Genomic DNA, 15,962 nt, shown 5'->3' on the forward strand with positions numbered 1-15,962 from the left:
TAAAGCGGGGGCATGAGTCATTAGCCCAGGTGAATCAGATTAACGTCGCTGACGTTACCATTAGGCAACGCGCCTATGGCCAGAACGTCGGGCTCACCCTCAAGTCGCACATAATAGCTTTGATCAGGGGCCAGCGTATTTTGAAGTGCCCATGCGTCGAAGGAGTGCTCACGCACCTGAAACTTCAGGCCTTTTAGCTCAAACTCGTTGACGGATTTTTCAGGTAAAGCCCCTGCGCTACCCACGGCATGAAAATCAGGAACCGCATTGTTACCACAGACCCCAAGCATGGCACCGGAAACGGTTTGGCCCGGTGCAGGGTGAGTTTCTAGCCAGATGCCCAGGCGTTCGTGGGCATGCAGCCCAAGCCGTACGGGCCAAGCCGGTGCAATGGGGGCATAAGCACGAGCGACAATTTTGGCCGGCCACTGCGTATCGGTAATAGCTAGCCAGTCGCCCAGCACCGATGTGACCTCATTGTCACTGCTGGGCACCGCACCAAAAATGAAGCCGTTGACCACTGACTGGCGAAGGGTTTGCAAAGCCAAACGAAACAAAGCCAGTTGGCGGCGAATGACAGGGTTGGCCAGCGTGTCTACTTCGCCGGTAAGGATGATGACTGCAGCATTGGCTTTAGCTGCCTCTTGAGCGCTGCCTATCCAGGCTTTATCTTCTACCGACCAACGTTGCCCTTTTGGGTGTAAACCGTAAGGTGTTAGTTGAGAGGCGATAGCGCGTGCCGGCTGTTCGTCAGCCCCCAATGTAATGATCCATGCACTTTTATTTTTCATGTGTGGGCTCAAGAAAACGTGGCGGTGAACTGGCCCGCGGCATCGATGTCGAGGGTCGCTTGGCTTAATGATGCGCCTTCGGCCATTTTGGACAACAGGGTATTTGAAAGCAGTGGCATCACATTACCGCGCAGTATGAAGTCAATATTGCGGGCGCCGGTGTCTACTTCGGTACAGCGGTCGGTAATTGCATCAATGACGGCATCGCTGACGGTCAGCGCGATTTTACTGTTCTGTTGCATGCGTTTGACGAGCTTTTGTACTTTAAGCTGCACAATCCCTTTTAAGGCTTCACCTTTAAGGGTCATGAATGGCACCACGGTCATGCGTGCGAGCAGAGCTGGTTTGAAGTGATTGGATAATATGGGGCGAATAGCCGACTGAATCACTTCCAGTGGCAAGGGTTCGTCGCCTGCGCACAGTTCGGTAATGACATCTAAGGCCAAGTTGGACGTTAGGAAGACAACGGTATTCCTAAAGTTAATTTCCCGCCCTTCACCATCAGAGAGCACGCCTTTATCAAAAACTTGGTAAAACAAGTTGACTACATCTAGGTGGGCTTTTTCGACTTCGTCGAGCAACACGACGGAATACGGTTTTTGCCGCACGGCTTCGGTTAGCAAGCCGCCCTCGCCATAGCCCACATACCCGGGGGGCGAGCCTACCAAGCGACTAATAGTATGCTTTTCCTGGAACTCGGACATATTGATGCTAACGATGGCTTGCTCGCCACCAAACATCAGTTCTGCCAGCGAAAGGGCCGTTTCCGTTTTGCCCGTACCGGAAGGCCCGACCAAAAGAAAGATACCCATGGGCTGATTGGGGTCGTGCAAGCCTGACGAGGCGGCTTTCATGCTTTCAGCAATGGCGCCCAAGGCGTGATTCTGACCTTTTATGCGCTCGCCCAGTAAGGCTTCCAGGTTTAAGGCCTGCGAGGCTTGGTCACGCATCATTTTCCCTAAGGGAATACCGGTGCGATCGGAAACGACTTTAGCAATGGTATCGGGTGAAACATCGATAAAAATCAGTTTTTCGTGGGCTTGAAGCTGGTTAAAGGTTTGCTCGGCCTGTATCAGCTTGGCATTTAAGGCTTCCAGTGAGCTGGCGTCCCCCGTGTGGGCGTGACGTTCGCTGCGTAGGGCAAGAATATGCTGAGCCGCCTGGAGCTGGGCCGTAAACTTAGCATTAAGGTCTGCTAATTCTGTTTGCGTTTGTTGAATGAGTGCGTCGATTTCAATGACACGGTTGGGATTGATGGCAACACGGTTTTCAAGATCGCGCAGTAGGCCTGATTTTTCGCGTTCCAGCATTTGAATGGTGCGTTCGCGGTCTTCGATGAAGTCGGGCTTGGAGGACAGGTTAACCTTAATACGGGCGCATGCCGTGTCTAGCAGATCGATTGCTTTGTCGGGAAGCTGGCGCCCCGAGATATAGCGACTGGACAGCTCAGCGGCCATGGCCAAAGCGTCGTCGCGGATAATGACCTGATGGACTTCTTCATATTTAGGCTTTAGGCCACGCAAAATTTGTGCGGCCATGTCAACGGAGGGTTCGTCAAGTTTCACCAGCTCAAAGCGACGCGCCAAGGCGGCATCTTTTTCGAAGTATTTTTTGTACTCGCCCCAGGTGGTGGCAGCAATGGTGCGCAGCTCGCCACGCGCTAGCGCTGGCTTGAGCAAGTTAGCGGCGTCGTTCGTGCCGCTATTACCACCAGCCCCAATAAGAGTATGAGCTTCGTCGATGAATAAGATAATGGGCGTGGAGGAAGCTTTGATTTCGTTGATTACGCCACGCAAGCGGTTTTCAAACTCGCCTTTCACGCCGGCTCCGGCTTCAAGTGCACCTAAGTCTAGGCCTAGCAAGGTCACATTTTCGAGAATTTGAGGCACATCACCCTCGACAATTCGCAATGCTAGCCCTTCAATGACGGCTGTTTTTCCTACGCCGGGGTCGCCCACGCAGATAGGATTATTTTTGCGGCGGCGGGCAAGGATGTCGACCATTTGGCGGATTTCTGCATCGCGGCCAAAAACAGGGTCGATTTTTCCAAGGCGTGCTTTGGCTGTGAAGTCTTCGCAAAACCGTTCGGTAAATGAGGCACTGGCGGAGCCTACTGGTTGACCGACGCCATTCGGCGAGGCCGCACGCGAAGCATCAGCGTTCTCGGTAGAGGCTGCAGCCACTTGCCCCAGCAGGGCGATGACCTTATTTTTATCGAGGTTCTGCAGCAGCGTAGCGTATGTGCCACTGGCATAAAATGAAGTGCGCGCGACAAAAGCTGCTAGTAGAGCTCCAGAGCGTATCGAGCCCTCGTAAAGCTCTACCGAGGCAATCAGCCACGCATCGGCAAATAGTTCGGGTAACAGCGGCGAGAATTGTGGACGGCCACCATTGCCGCTTTTGAAGCTTTCAAGTGATTGTTCTAGCGCACGCTGTAATCGACCGGGGTCAATCTCGGCTTGTCGCAATATAAGTTGAATATCAGAGCGGGCATCATCAAGCAGCCTAACCAGCAGATGCTCGATGCAAATTTCGTAGTGTGTACGGTTAAGGCAGGTTCCAGCCGCTGTTTCAAGCGCAGCGCGGCAGCTTGGATTGAGGCGCTCGACCAGTGATTTAAATTCTACTATTTGCATAGGAAGCCCCGGGGCAGGTTGGTTTGGGCACGAACCGGCCCGAGAAATACGCCCGACAAAGAGTCGGGCGCATGGGGTAACGACTACAGCCTGTAATTACGACTTAGGCGCATTCCAGGAGTCTTGGGCTTCGATACCGTCAGGAGTGAAGGTTTCGATAATGGTTTCATAGGTAAATGAAACAGCTTCCATGTGACCCATCGATTTGTTCGCCGGATCAAGGCAGATTGGAACAAATTTGTGCATGGAAGTGATGATGGCGTTTTTGATTTCAACTGTGTAGTACAACTCTTCTTTGCCCTGAGGCGAGATACGGTAGTACTCAAGTTTGGCGTCAGTCAGTTGCTCACCAGAGGTTAAAGCTTGAAATAGCTTAGGCGACGATTTGTCGATTTCTTTGGTGATGGTCAGTGGACCGTGAATGCGCTTCCCGGTTGGCAAACCTGTTTGGATTGATTTTGGAATTTCAATGGTGTGATCGACAGCCTGAACAAGAATAGTGTCTTCGTGACCCTGAATTGTGCAGCTACCATCAATTTTTCCTTGGGTTTGACCATTAAGGGTCAAGTATCCGGGCATTGGCATATTGTTTCTCCTGATGAGATTATGCGGTGGGTGTAAGGTGCGATGAAATTAAAAATAAGGTCAACAATTAATTCTTGTCGAGTTTACCGACGAGCGACAATGTGAACGAAGCACCCATGTATTTGAAATGAGGGCGTACCAGCATAGAGACTCGATACCAGCCTGGATCGCCTTCGACATCTTCGACATTGATTTGTGCTGTGCGTAGCGGACGACGGCTGCGTACTTCTAGGCCCGGAGCATCCATGTCGGCCACGTATTGGCGAATCCAATTGTTCAGCTCGGCTTCAAGGTCGGCACGTTCTTTCCAAGTACCGATGTTCTCGCGCTGTAATACTTTGATGTAGTGAGCTAAGCGGCCCACAACAAAAATATAGGGAAGCTGCGTGCCCAGTTTGTAATTGGTTTCGGCGGCTTTACCTTCTTTGGTATTACCAAAAAACTTAGGTTTTTGGCAGGAGTTGGCTGAAAAAAAGGCGGCGTTATCGCTGTTTTTGCGCATGGCCAAACCAATGAAGCCCTGTTCTGCCAGTTCGAACTCCCGACGCTCGGAAATAAGGATTTCGGTGGGGATTTTCGTTTGAATTTCACCCATCGCCTGGTAGTTGAAAATGGGTAGGTCGCCCACCGTACCACCACCTTGTGGGCCGATGATGTTGGCGCACCAGCGATAGTCAGCAAAGCTAGCGGTTAAACGCGATGCAAAAGCGAAGGCGGCATTACCCCACAAGAAAGCGCTATTGCCCGACGAGACATCTTCTTCGTAATTGAATTTCTTAGAAGGCGTGGTGTCGTTACCGTAAGGTGTACGCAGCAAAAAGTGGGGCAGAACTAACCCTACGTTGCGTGCGTCTTCGCTTTCGCGGAAGCTATTCCATTTTGTGTACTGCGGCATTTCAAAAATGGAGGACAAGTCTTTAAGGTCGGGCAACTTAGTGAAGTCTTCCAAACCAAAAAACTGCGAACCCGCGGCAGCAATGAAAGGCGCGTGGCTCATGGCGGCGACACTGGCGCAATATTGCAGCAGTTTGATATCCGACGAACCTGGACCGAACTCGTAGTTGGCAATGATGGCACCGAATGGTTGCCCACCAAACTGACCGAACTCGGCGGTGTAGCAGTTTTTGTACAGGCCAGATTTGGTGACTTCGGGCGAATCTTCAAAGTCGCTGAGCAGATCGTCTTTGCTGACGTTCATGATCTGGATTTTGATGTTTTCACGGAAGTTGGTGCGATCGACCAAGAACTTAAGTGAGCGCCACGATGATTCCAGACGCTGGAATTCAGGGTGATGAAGCACTTCATCGACTTGCGCGCACAATTTTTTATCAAGCTCGGCGATCATGTCGTCGGCCAGGGAAGCCGTAATTCTATCGGTGCTACGAGAAGGGTCGAGCAACGATGAAATGAAGGTTTGTAGTCCTTGACGGGTAATAGCGTAGGATTCGTCGCCGGGACGAACCTTAGTTGTTTCTAATAGCTGATCGATTAGCGAGGCGCCCTCGGCAGAGGGAGCTGCTCCTTCTTGACGGCTTTGTTCTTCACTCATGTTACGAGTCCCTTCTGTGAATATTATTTATCGTCAATGCCAAGCTCTTGCAGCAGACGCTCACGGGTGCCAGCGTCTTGTACAAGCTCTTGAAGCTTTTTGCGGAAATCGGGAATATTGCCTAAAGGCCCTTTCAGGGCTTTAAGCGCGCCACGCAACTCAACAATCTGACGCAATTCAGGGATTTTTTCCACAATGTTATCGGGTTGGAAATCAGCCAATGATTCAAACTTCAAGCTAACCGCCATATTGTCTTCAGAACCTGGTTCGAGACGATTGGCTACGGCCAAGTCAAGTGACAGGTTTTGTGCGCGTAGCACGTCGTCGTAGTTATCTTTGTCGACGTTGATAGGGGCACGATCTTCTACACTGCGATCGTCTTCGCGCTGAGTGAAATCACCCAAGATGAGTAACTTAAGGGGGAGCTCAACTTCGGCTTGAGCGTCTCCAGTCGCTGGTTTGTAGGTAATATTTACACGCTCTTTGGGAGCGACTGAACCTTCGCTTGCCATGATGTTGTCTCCTGTACAAAAGGACGGGGGCAAAAACAAAAAATAACTACATTCCGCATACAAACAATTGTGTTGCTATGTAAGGGTGTGTGTCAACACAAAAACGCACTAAATATGCGCTGACTACTAGGGGTTTACCTGTTGCTGGGCTGGGTCGTTAATGGCCGGAGGCAACTTTAACAGCTGCCCAGTGTAGATAAAATTTGTGTCATTAATACTATTCAGTAACGTTAGTTTTTCGACAGTTGTGTTAAAGCGCTTAGCCAATGAAAACAAGGTTTCACCCGGTTGAATACGGTGCACTCTGACGGGCTCCGGGGCTACCGGAGCAGGATCAGGCTGGGCCAATGCCAACGCTTGGATATGCTCAGGCTCGGGGGGTGGTGGCGGCTGCTTGATGATTTCAATGGCGCGTTCACGTATATAACGTGGTAACGGTGTAGCAGGTGGCTTGGGTGTTAGCCCCATCCAGCACTGACCGATGCGTTCGGGTACTTGAATGCGCTGTTTGGCTGGCGTTGCCGATAAAGAAGGAGCTTCGGTTTCGGCTAGGTATTCCAAATGGCTAGCAAGTTGCAGCAGGGCCTCTTGGCCCATCAGGTTATAACGCACATGAATTGTTTGTACGCCCAGCGCATCTAATTGCTCCTGTGCTTGAGGAAAGTCTTGAGGGGTAAAAATGCGCTCGCCATCGGCAAATTCTTCAACAAAGCGGGCCATGCCCATCGCACCGGGATAGCGTCGGTTCAGGGTTAGGTTGTCGATTCGAATTTGCAGGTTTACATCGCCACACACGTCAGGTGACCAATCAAAGCTGTTGGTCACACCCATATTAAAGTTGTCTAGCGTGATCTGTTCTTGCGCACACTGTATGGATAAATTTACCGCATAGGGTTTAGCTTGAGCCCCAGGATTCACACCTGTTGGCAATGAGGTAATAAGTAGGTTGGCCGATTTTCCAATCGACGCTACGGCCAGCTGAGACTTCACGGAGGATTCAATGTGTGTGGAGACCGACTGATTCAGAAAAGGGATGAAACCTGGGCTGAATGGAAAGCTATAGTCATGGTAGGTATGAGGCCGGAAACCGCTCGCGTATTGGGTGATAAAGGGCTTCACTGGGCCATCGGCAAATGACCAAACGGAGCCTTTTTCACCAAATAACTGTTCAGTGGTTTCGCGCGGGCTAACGGCCATTTGGGTTTTCCACAGCACGGTGCTTTCCCACTCTTTTTGAGCGTAGCATGAGGCCTGCTCCAACACGTAACGCGTCAACAAGTGCATAGGGCCGCCCAGAAGGTTCCAGATGACCTGGTCGTCGGGGTCGGTATAGCCTGCACTTTTACGAAACGCCTCGAAGTTGTCGTACATGGTCTGCAAGGCAGAGGTTTTGGTGGCGGCGTTACTGCTATAGCTGAAATAATCGGCCGCTAGCTGATAGGCCTTACCATCACCACTGAGTGCCTCGGCGGCTGCAACGTCGAAGGCCAGATCGTACGCGGCAAGATTTTGTATATCCGTGAGCGATCTAGGAAACTGAGTCATTGGGCTAAAAGAAAGCGCCTCGGCTGATTCCTGTAGTGCTCGCTCGCCCACAACGTTGAACGCGCTAAAAAAACCCGTTGCTCTGCCTAAGGGGCTGGTGGCTGACGCAGCTTTTTGAATGGCCTCGAATTCGCGCGCAAACAGAAGCCACCCTGGCAATTGCTTAGATGGGATATGCGCAAACTCAGCGTTGAGCCGATTAATAAACAAGTAGTACGGGCTGGTTTCGGTATCGACTTTACCCAGCATATCGCGCCAAGCTGGCTCGTTAACCAATAGCTGCTCGCCAGTCGAAAGCGACCAAGCAAAGCTTTGCCAGGTGTTGATGCGCTCGCCTAAATACCATTGCTCAAAGGCAGCTCGATGGAATTTGAACTCGGCAGGGTCGTGATAGGCTTGGGCTATTTCATTCAAAAATTCTTGCAGCTTCAAGCCACCTTCCCGAGTCAAAGCTGGTTCAATCATTCCGCGACTTTCACCCTGTGAGCCGGGTAGCCAGAATTGACGAATGGATACGGGCTGCAGGGTCAAGAGAGTATTAGCCCAAGGCAATAACCATTCCATGCGGGGAAACTCAGCAATTAAGCTGCGTAGCACAGCACGCTCTTGATCTAGCTGCTTCTTAAGGAATGGATCATTGTCGGGAGCCCACGCTTTATAGGCCACTTGCAATTGACTGGCTTGCGCCGCGATAGCGGCTGGCAACTGGGGAAACAACTGTGTGGTGGCGCTAGCGGGTATTTGCGGCATCGCCGACAGTTGCTGATAGTTCGCCCCATCTAGTTTGGCTTGGGTCAGGTTAATGCTACGTATCAACGCTAAGGCGGCATTGGCATAATTGGGGTTATCAAGGCTAGGTGCAGGCCCCGATGTACTCCACGGTAATACGGGTGCGGTCGTTTCGAGAAAGTGCCGGTAGTTCTCGACATAGGCCGCTTTGATGTCGTCTTCAAGACGCGTAATGTCGGGACTAAAGGCCAGCCAACGCGTTTGCCACTGATTTTCATGCGCTTCAATAAGCTCAATGACAGCAACGGCTCGCTCCATGGCAATCAGTTGCTCGGCTTCGGTGGTGGCTTGGGTTAGTTTTTGCGAGGGGTAGATATGCTTGATTTCAAGCAAGCTAGCCCGGGTCTGTGAGTACGACAGCAAAATAAAGGCTAAGGCCGCGGCGAACGCGCTAATCCAAAAAACCAGTGCCAAGTTACGCGTGATTTGATGCCACCGATTAACAATCACCGTAGGCAAAAATGTCCACCTATCGGCGGGCAAGACGCGTTCGAAAAAGTCGTGTAGGAATATTCCTTTTTGTGCGGTAGGCGAAGCAGGCTCTGAGCTATTGAGCAACTGCGCCAGGGCGCTGGGATAAGCGCTGCCATTTTGCTGGGCACTGCTGAAAAACAAACCGCGTAGCAGCGGCTGCTCAAGATAGGGATTATTGCCCGCACAGGCCGCTAAGAAGCGCTCAAGGCCAGGACGTAATTGTTCGAACTCATGGGGAAAAACGAGGAGCTCGGGACTAAGTTCTACGCCTTTTACCGCCATATCAAGGCGCAGCAACTTCAGCCGTTCAAGGGTATGCGCGAACGCTGCATCCAGAAAGCGAGTTTCTGCCTTGTCGCCCTGTTCAAGTAAGCCGGTATACCCCATTGCTTGATTCAGGGCTTCGGGGGGCAGTACTTGCGCCCAGCGCGAAAAGCCGTAAACTTTATCGCACTTAGTGACCATGATAAATATGGGTATGCGTTTATCAAACAGGCGAATAAGCTGATCAATGCGCTGTCGGAAGGCATGTCCGTCGCGTTCCAGAGACTCCGAGTTTTGCAGCAGATGTTCGGCATCCAATGCCAACACCAAACCATTAAGGCCTTCTTTCAGCCTATGTTTGGTTAGCAATTCAAGCATCCGCTCCCATTCGGCCTGATCGTCCTCGGTGGCGTCGGGCGATACATAGCGGCCCGCTGTGTCGATGATGACGGCACGGTTAAAAAACCACCAGTCGCAGTTTAGGGTCTGAACGATAGGCTCAAACTTGCTAACACTTTTATTCAGGGACATCAGGCGTGAATGGGTAATAGCCGATGTTTTACCGACACCCGATTCGCCCACCACCATAAACCAGGGCAAGGCATAAATGGGGTTGCCAAAGCGTCGAAGCGAGGAGTGTTTAAGGGTCTGTATTCCTTCTTTCCATTTGCTGCCCAGGTCATTGAGCGCATTGGGCTTGGCCACCGCGCTAGGGTGCGCGGCCTCGGAGGCTGCCAGCTTGACCCGGGAGCGCGACAAATACCAAAACCGACGCAACAATTTGACGCCAAACCAAGCGCCTATGGTGCCAAAGAAAATGAACAGGCTGCCCCATAGCGGCCAAGATAGATAAAGGGTCAGCGCCCAGCTTAAGATGCCAAGCAGCAACAGGGCCACGACCCACAACAGGAATACTAGGAATACCTTCATAGGTTTACCGCATCACGGAAAGTTTGAACAGCATGGGTCAATTGGGTGTGAAGTAGCCACGCGACCAACAGCACGATGATGGGAGGTAAGGCAAAACATAAGACTCGTTGCCAGGTGATATGTCGGGTGCGGCGAAAACGTCCTTTTACCGCCGATGCTTTTTGAGTGTCGTAAGCTTTAGGAAATAGCGTGTCGTTGTCGGTACTGGCAAATCCGGGCCGTAGGCGCTGTAGTTGTTTGTATTGGTTGATTCTGATACTGGCCAGTTCACCCGAGTTAGGCGTAATGCTGTACTTACCCATAAACCCTAAGCACAGACATAGCACAAAGACTTCGCGCACGCTGCTTTCGTCGTCAGGCAGGGCATCGAACCGTTCAAAAAATTCGCGTCCAGCCATGGCTGTTTTAAAGTATCGGCGCTGCAATAAGTGCTTTTGCCAGGCGTGATCGGTCGCCCAATGGCTATGGCGGGAAATAAACTCGTCGGCCCACGCTAATACAGGGAAAAGACCTTGCTGGAATTGATCCAGAGCTACCCCTTGAGTCAGGGCTAAGGTTTGTGCCTGTTGGATGAGCGTATCAATTTGCGCTGCCAATGCTTCTGCAGACTGCTCTGGGGCGCGGTTGAAGCCTTTGACTACCGCGCACAGAGGGATAAAGTAGTCGGAGAGCTGCACGGGTTAACCTCGTAAAACGACAAGCTGTACACGTAAGTCATCGGGTGCATCGGGCCAGAACAAGGCAACCTCGGCCGTGTGTTCAACCTGCTCCCACTCTGCGCTCATTTGTTCAATGCGGTAATAGTGAGCATTGGCACGCTGGGGCAAACCTTGTGGGGGTGTGGTGACCTCAATCAGGTCAATACCGGGTAAGGCGTGGTCGATCATGGTGGGCAAGGCTGCCGGTGCCGCAAGGCGTGCTGTGCGTAAGAAATCTTCGCTGGTAGCGTCATGCCGGTTAGCAGTTTGGGTAACCAAGTAAAACCGATTGCGATTAGCGAAGTAATCGCGCGGGATGACAGCGGCCAGGTAATCGTCAACGGGCTCTAAGGTAACCCGGAACTCGGGGCCTACCGAAATCTCGCTGAGCATTTGGTTAATAATTCTACGGGCGGCATAAAAACCAGCGTAGAGATTTTGGTGATCGTAGGCAGGCAGGCCGTCTGCCTGCGTGTCACGGCTGCGCCCGATAACGTCAAACGCCTCGCAGAACGTACTGAGCTCGCCAATGCAGGTGCGCAATATGCCATAGGCTTGCCATGGATGAATTTGGGGTGTTTCGCAGATGTGCATCAGTTGCGGAACGGCCCGATTAAGGGCTTGGAGCGATTGCATCAGGATGAGGTAGTCGGGATCAAGCTCTTGGCGTTGAATCTCGCGGGGCGCTTTATATTCGGTTAATTGTCGCAACCGCCCAGCCATGTCATCTCGAATATCGCGTAACAGGTCTTGCAAGGTGCTTGAACCTGACAGGGTGTAGCACGGTGGCACCGAGTCAGTGCGAAATTTGACGACGTCGTTGTCCCGCGAGAGCTGCCCAATAGGGATGAGGTCGTAGTGATCCAGCGAGGCCAGTTCGGGGCCAAAAAATAAGCGCACCACATGCAAAACCGTTGGCACTGAGGCCATGGGGCCTTCGCCATATAGGTCGGGCATAGACTGACCGTCGGACTGCGATACGTAACGTGTGGTGGCGGTAGCAGCACTGTTAAGAGTATCTACTACGCTCACATTAGGAACGGACTGCGATAACTTACGCAACCCTAGGTAGACGTCTAAGGGCTCGTTGGTATCAGTCCATACTTTGTCAAATGAACGGGGGCTGATGACCGCATTACCTGGAAACTCAACATAGGTATTATCGCGAAATAATAAACGTGCCTGACGTATGTCGATGGTGCGGGCCGCTAGGGATTCGGGCGCAAAATCAAGTTCACCTACTCCCCAGAAATGCGGCGTTCCCATTTCGAACAAGGGACGTTTCAAAAACAGCTGATGCAGCTCTTGGCGTTGAAAATGTTGAGGCTGCAGAAACAGACCCTGATGCCAATACGTCCCTGTTCTAAAGTCCATGTTTAGATATTCCTTATTAGCGTAATTTTCGCGCTGCACGGTTTGCGTCTTGATCCTCTTGCAACGTAGTTTGGTTGATTTTTATTTCAGTCTCTACGTTGTCTAAGGGGATGCTTTCGACGGTGGGTTTTTGGTCGGGGTCGAAGGTGAGGCTTTGGGCATTAAGGATGCGCTGGCGCCCTAGAAAAAGCCGTAACGCTAAATTAGAGGGTTCAGCGGCATAGCTTGTGGTGATCATGCCGCTGGTTTGGATGTTGAGTGGAATACGAAATAAGCGCGCCGCCGACGGCGCATCGAAATCGTAGTACCCCGCCACTACCCCAACAAATTTGGCCCCCTGAATGCGATCAATATCCAGTATAGTACTCTTGTCAGGGCTGATAACGTAGCGATCAAGGTGCAATATATCAGTGCCCGTGTTCCCACTGGCTAATACAGTAATAAGTTGTTTTTGGTCGCTTAGCAGTTGGCTAAAGGCTTTAGCGTCTTCAAGTTGAAAAACCCCTAAAACCAAGGTATGAGGCTGGTTGAAGTAGGCGTTCATGTCAGCACTGGACATCAGCTCGATTTGAATACCGTTCGCTTTGAAGTCCCAACTGACTGAGGCCTTCGCTTCGTTCTGAGTATTACCCCCCAATGCCGAGTTCACACTGCTACAACCTTGAAGTAAACCAAGCATACAGGCAATCGCTATGGTCAAGCAAAAGTGTGGTGACATAGGCTAGCTGGCGTGTGATGAGGGGCTATTGAAAACGAACCTGACAATAAGTTACTAAGTTTACACTTGCCGGATTATAACGTATGGATCTTGCTTACCGCTGTCGTCATGCTCTTAGTTACTCAAAAAAATCAGCCCGCTGGCACATACGGCCTCTATTTGCTTTTTTATTAGGTGGATTTGTCTGGTGTGAGGCATCGGTCGCGCAGAATGCGCGGCTATTTCGCACCCCACAAACTGCTGACAATACCGTGGCGGTACTCACCGTCACTCAGGAACTGATTGAGACTACGGTTAAGGAGTCGTTTTGTTGGCAACGCATTATTAGTGACCGAGAGCGTGCCCGCCAGCAGTATCAAAACCAATCTTGGCTGGTCAAGCATTGGCAACCTATTTTAGGTGGCATTTTAGGGGCTGGTGTGGGCTACCAGTTCACCGGTAACTACGGGGTAAAAAGCCAACGTTGGGTGTACCCGACGGTGGCATCAGGTATGGCTGTGGGCGCAGTGGCAGGGCCCGGAATGGTTGGCGGTGCCTATGGTTTCGGTACCCTCGCACAACACCTGTGGCCTGGAAAACTGCCTGTTACCATCGTCTTATCTATTGTGGGTGGACTGCTTGGCGACGAACTGATGCAATGGCTGTTTCCAGATAGCCCTCCACAAGATTTATTGGCCGAGCCACAACCAGGGCAGTATTTGCCTGATCAACAGTTTTTTATTGAAACCACCTGCATGCCGCGTGAACGGGTCTTGTATAGCAGCCAACCTTATCGGGTGACGTATCAGTACCTAGGTGAAAAACGCAGCGTATTGATGAAGTATTACCCGGGCGACAGAATTGAACTAGATGGCAATGGGGTGCCGCTTCAGGTATGGATACCCGAAGCAGAAAGGCCCGGCGCCATACGAATCAGCCAACATTGACTTTAGTTTGGCTGGGGGCCAACAAAGCGCCAAAGGTATTGCCTTTATTTGATTTAACCGAGTCCATCTGCCTTACCACGGGTTTGCCTTCAAATTTCACTTTAAAACTGGCGCTGACAAATTCACATTCCCCCATGATGGAGCCCGACACTACCCCACCCGCTACACCCAGGTTGTCCCCCATGCTCATGGTTATTTTGGATGACTTGGTCAAGGCAGGACAACCGCCTACTAGCACTTTCAGGGTGGTAGGGTTAGCCAAAGTTGTCATAGCCATATTAGGATAAGGGACAGGTATGGGCGGTGCAGGCGGAGCCGGTGTTTTACACACGTCGGGCATACAGTTAGCTTGTCCGGCTTGAATCGTGGCTACAAACATAGAAGCTCTTTTGTTAGTGGGCAGCAGCCCCGGTTAACCCAGGTCAATTTTTTGACCATCGATTTTCACAAACCCTTTAGCGGTGCTGGTGATATGGCCTGCTTGAGTTTGCTGATGCCCTTCGATACGGATATGAGATCGTCCGGCACGCAGCTCATCTAGGCCGTCGACACGACGTACGCTTTCGGCAGCACGCTGAATCAAGCGTCCTAGTTTGGACGATAAGGTTTTAGCCGCTAACGTAATACTGACCGCGCCGGCTTCAACCGTGCCGAACCAGCCTTGGAAGGTAGTCACTTTGACCGTGGAGGTGACGGCGTTTAGGTCTATCGCCGCGCTGGTGAGCTCTATTTTGTCACTGGCTTGTAAGCTTAGCGCTGCGCTTTGCAAACACATTTCCCCTGCACCTAAGGCAATGTGGTTATCACCGGGCAAGCTTAAGGTACCTTGCGTGGTATCTGGCCGCTCTAGTACCGCCAAAATATAATAACGCTCATTGCCTGCTGGGTGCGAAACCAGAACCGTATCGCCCACTTGCGGCCGTAGTAAACAACTAACCGCCAATTGTGCGTCGATGCCGCTGCGCCCCCCTAGATCGTTAAGCAGAAAACCTTGGGCAGAGTCACTTTCCACGTAAGCCGTTATTAAGGTATGTGAATGTACTGCTGTACGGGGCAAAAGGTGGTGAATATTGGCAGACATGGGATGCTCCAGAGTCAAAGGGTGAAAGATCACGTTGGCGATTGCCAGTTTTCACCTTTCTGGCGAATAGGGTCAAGGCGGGTCGTATCGTTAAACAAAGCGCCCTCCAAAATGGTGTTTTGCTCGGATAGACCATGCAAGTTACACACATCGAAGCTCGCATTGCGAAGGCTGGCCTCATCGAACACTGCATGCGAAAGATCGCATAAATTAAAGCTAGCTTCATCAAAAACAGCACGGCTGGCGTCCATACTTATTAAGGGGGTCACACGCCAACGGCTGGCTATCGCTCTCGCTCCAGCCAGTTTCGTTAATGAAAAATCACAAATATGAAACGAGCTACCATCTAAATTGGCTTGGCTAAGATTAGCCATGGCGAAGTTGCTGTCTTCTGCGGTCATATGGCTAAGATTAGCGCCTTGCAAGTTGGCTTTCACAAACTGGGTTTGCGTAAGGCTTGCCCCCTGAAAATTGGCGCCTTGCAAATTGGCCTCGATAAACAAGGTTAAGGCCAGACTGCAATCCGGAAACTGCTGGCCCTGTAAGTTGGCCTCCATGAACATGGCCTGAGTCATGTCATTGTTGCCAAAATAGGCGCTATTGAGTTCGCAATTAAGCGCCATCATGCGCTGTAAGTTGGCGCCTTGCAACTGTGTACCAAGCAAGCTGCACGCATTGAAGCGGGCACAGTTCAAATCGGCATTATGAAACTGGGCCTGATCAATACGGCACTGGTCAAACAGCATCGCCGAGCAATCGGCGCCCGCCAACATCGCATCGGAAAAGTCGGTGTGTGTGATGGAGGCCGTCGATAGCTTAGCCTGCTCAAGCTGTGCGCCTATTAACTGACAGTGCTCTAAGGTGGCGCCTTGCAAGTCGGCATGACTGAGTTGCGCGCCATTAAATGTGCAATGGCTAATTTGACACAATGTGAAATCAACGTGGCTCAGATCGGCTTTGTCGAAGTTTACATTTTTAAAATGAATACCCGAAAAAGAGGTGTGCGCTAACGCTGCGCCGGTTAAGTCAGCATTTTCTAGTACGTTATCTACGATCAGCGTCAAAACATGGGGCGTGGACATAAGCGGTG

General features: G+C 51.3%; 13 protein-coding genes. 1 reads left to right on the forward strand and 12 read right to left on the reverse strand.

What is annotated here, in order from left to right; all coding sequences use genetic code 11:
- Positions 1 to 20: 20 nt before the first annotated feature.
- The 9 genes from OSH01_RS03025 to tssJ form a co-directional block, all read right to left on the reverse strand.
- Positions 21 to 791 (reverse strand): hypothetical protein, encoded by a 771-nt coding sequence (locus OSH01_RS03025; RefSeq protein ID WP_266122561.1) that lies wholly within the window; start codon positions 789 to 791, stop codon positions 21 to 23.
- 8 nt (positions 792 to 799) lie between these two features.
- Positions 800 to 3,427 (reverse strand): type VI secretion system ATPase TssH, encoded by a 2,628-nt coding sequence (gene tssH / locus OSH01_RS03030; RefSeq protein ID WP_266122562.1) that lies wholly within the window; start codon positions 3,425 to 3,427, stop codon positions 800 to 802.
- Between the two features lie 96 nt (positions 3,428 to 3,523).
- A complete protein-coding gene (locus tag OSH01_RS03035; RefSeq protein WP_266122563.1) occupies positions 3,524 to 4,012 on the reverse strand; it encodes an Hcp family type VI secretion system effector in 489 nt (162 codons plus the stop codon).
- Positions 4,013 to 4,079: 67 nt separating this feature from the next.
- Complete coding sequence (gene tssC / locus OSH01_RS03040) at positions 4,080 to 5,561, reverse strand: type VI secretion system contractile sheath large subunit (RefSeq protein ID WP_266122564.1); 1,482 nt, start codon at positions 5,559 to 5,561, stop codon at positions 4,080 to 4,082.
- A gap of 23 nt (positions 5,562 to 5,584) precedes the next feature.
- The gene (tssB, locus tag OSH01_RS03045) at positions 5,585 to 6,073 is read right to left on the reverse strand and encodes a type VI secretion system contractile sheath small subunit (protein WP_266122565.1); all 489 of its coding nucleotides are present in this window, start codon (positions 6,071 to 6,073) and stop codon (positions 5,585 to 5,587) included.
- A gap of 126 nt (positions 6,074 to 6,199) precedes the next feature.
- Entirely contained in the window at positions 6,200 to 10,075 is a 3,876-nt protein-coding gene (locus OSH01_RS03050) for a type VI secretion protein IcmF/TssM N-terminal domain-containing protein (protein ID WP_266122566.1), read from the reverse strand.
- On the reverse strand, positions 10,072 to 10,752 hold the full coding sequence (locus tag OSH01_RS03055; protein ID WP_266122567.1) for a DotU family type IV/VI secretion system protein: 681 nt from the start codon (positions 10,750 to 10,752) through the stop codon (positions 10,072 to 10,074). Before OSH01_RS03055 ends, OSH01_RS03050 begins: the two co-directional genes overlap by 4 nt.
- Positions 10,753 to 10,755: 3 nt before the next feature.
- Positions 10,756 to 12,147 (reverse strand): type VI secretion system baseplate subunit TssK, encoded by a 1,392-nt coding sequence (tssK, locus tag OSH01_RS03060; RefSeq protein ID WP_266122568.1) that lies wholly within the window; start codon positions 12,145 to 12,147, stop codon positions 10,756 to 10,758.
- Positions 12,148 to 12,163: 16 nt separating this feature from the next.
- Positions 12,164 to 12,865 (reverse strand): type VI secretion system lipoprotein TssJ, encoded by a 702-nt coding sequence (tssJ, locus tag OSH01_RS03065; protein WP_266122569.1) that lies wholly within the window; start codon positions 12,863 to 12,865, stop codon positions 12,164 to 12,166.
- An 83-nt stretch (positions 12,866 to 12,948) separates the two neighbouring features.
- Between tssJ and OSH01_RS03070 the strand changes: the two genes are divergently transcribed.
- Positions 12,949 to 13,791, forward strand: a complete 843-nt coding sequence (locus OSH01_RS03070) for a hypothetical protein (protein WP_266122570.1) — start codon at positions 12,949 to 12,951, stop codon at positions 13,789 to 13,791.
- Here the strand turns inward: OSH01_RS03070 and OSH01_RS03075 are convergent.
- The 3 genes from OSH01_RS03075 to OSH01_RS03085 are packed head-to-tail and all read right to left on the reverse strand — an operon-like array spanning position 13,778 to position 15,954.
- Positions 13,778 to 14,170, reverse strand: a complete 393-nt coding sequence (locus OSH01_RS03075; protein WP_266122571.1) for a DUF4150 domain-containing protein — start codon at positions 14,168 to 14,170, stop codon at positions 13,778 to 13,780. The genes OSH01_RS03070 and OSH01_RS03075 overlap by 14 nt on opposite strands.
- 33 nt (positions 14,171 to 14,203) lie before the next feature.
- Positions 14,204 to 14,872, reverse strand: coding sequence for a DUF3540 domain-containing protein (locus OSH01_RS03080; RefSeq protein WP_266122572.1), 669 nt, complete (start codon positions 14,870 to 14,872; stop codon positions 14,204 to 14,206).
- 29 nt (positions 14,873 to 14,901) lie between these two features.
- Positions 14,902 to 15,954 carry a pentapeptide repeat-containing protein gene (locus OSH01_RS03085; RefSeq protein WP_266122573.1) on the reverse strand — a complete coding sequence of 351 codons (1,053 nt, stop codon included), beginning with the start codon at positions 15,952 to 15,954 and terminating at the stop codon, positions 14,902 to 14,904.
- Between the last annotated feature and the right edge of the window lie 8 nt (positions 15,955 to 15,962).

The sequence above is a fragment of the Alcaligenes endophyticus genome, from assembly GCF_026344035.1.
Classification (GTDB): domain Bacteria; phylum Pseudomonadota; class Gammaproteobacteria; order Burkholderiales; family Burkholderiaceae_B; genus Alcaligenes; species Alcaligenes endophyticus.

Excerpts from the sequence above, each read along its gene's own strand:
- OSH01_RS03025 (WP_266122561.1), bottom strand. The coding sequence starts at position 791 with ATGAAAAATAAAAGTGCATGGATCATTACATTGGGGGCTGACGAACAG.
- tssH (WP_266122562.1), bottom strand. The coding sequence starts at position 3,427 with ATGCAAATAGTAGAATTTAAATCACTGGTCGAGCGCCTCAATCCAAGC.
- OSH01_RS03035 (WP_266122563.1), bottom strand. The coding sequence starts at position 4,012 with ATGCCAATGCCCGGATACTTGACCCTTAATGGTCAAACCCAAGGAAAA.
- tssC (WP_266122564.1), bottom strand. The coding sequence starts at position 5,561 with ATGAGTGAAGAACAAAGCCGTCAAGAAGGAGCAGCTCCCTCTGCCGAG.
- tssB (WP_266122565.1), bottom strand. The coding sequence starts at position 6,073 with ATGGCAAGCGAAGGTTCAGTCGCTCCCAAAGAGCGTGTAAATATTACC.
- OSH01_RS03050 (WP_266122566.1), bottom strand. The coding sequence starts at position 10,075 with ATGAAGGTATTCCTAGTATTCCTGTTGTGGGTCGTGGCCCTGTTGCTG.
- tssK (WP_266122568.1), bottom strand. The coding sequence starts at position 12,147 with ATGGACTTTAGAACAGGGACGTATTGGCATCAGGGTCTGTTTCTGCAG.
- tssJ (WP_266122569.1), bottom strand. The coding sequence starts at position 12,865 with ATGTCACCACACTTTTGCTTGACCATAGCGATTGCCTGTATGCTTGGT.
- OSH01_RS03070 (WP_266122570.1), top strand. The coding sequence starts at position 12,949 with ATGGATCTTGCTTACCGCTGTCGTCATGCTCTTAGTTACTCAAAAAAA.
- OSH01_RS03075 (WP_266122571.1), bottom strand. The coding sequence starts at position 14,170 with ATGTTTGTAGCCACGATTCAAGCCGGACAAGCTAACTGTATGCCCGAC.
- OSH01_RS03080 (WP_266122572.1), bottom strand. The coding sequence starts at position 14,872 with ATGTCTGCCAATATTCACCACCTTTTGCCCCGTACAGCAGTACATTCA.
- OSH01_RS03085 (WP_266122573.1), bottom strand. The coding sequence starts at position 15,954 with ATGTCCACGCCCCATGTTTTGACGCTGATCGTAGATAACGTACTAGAA.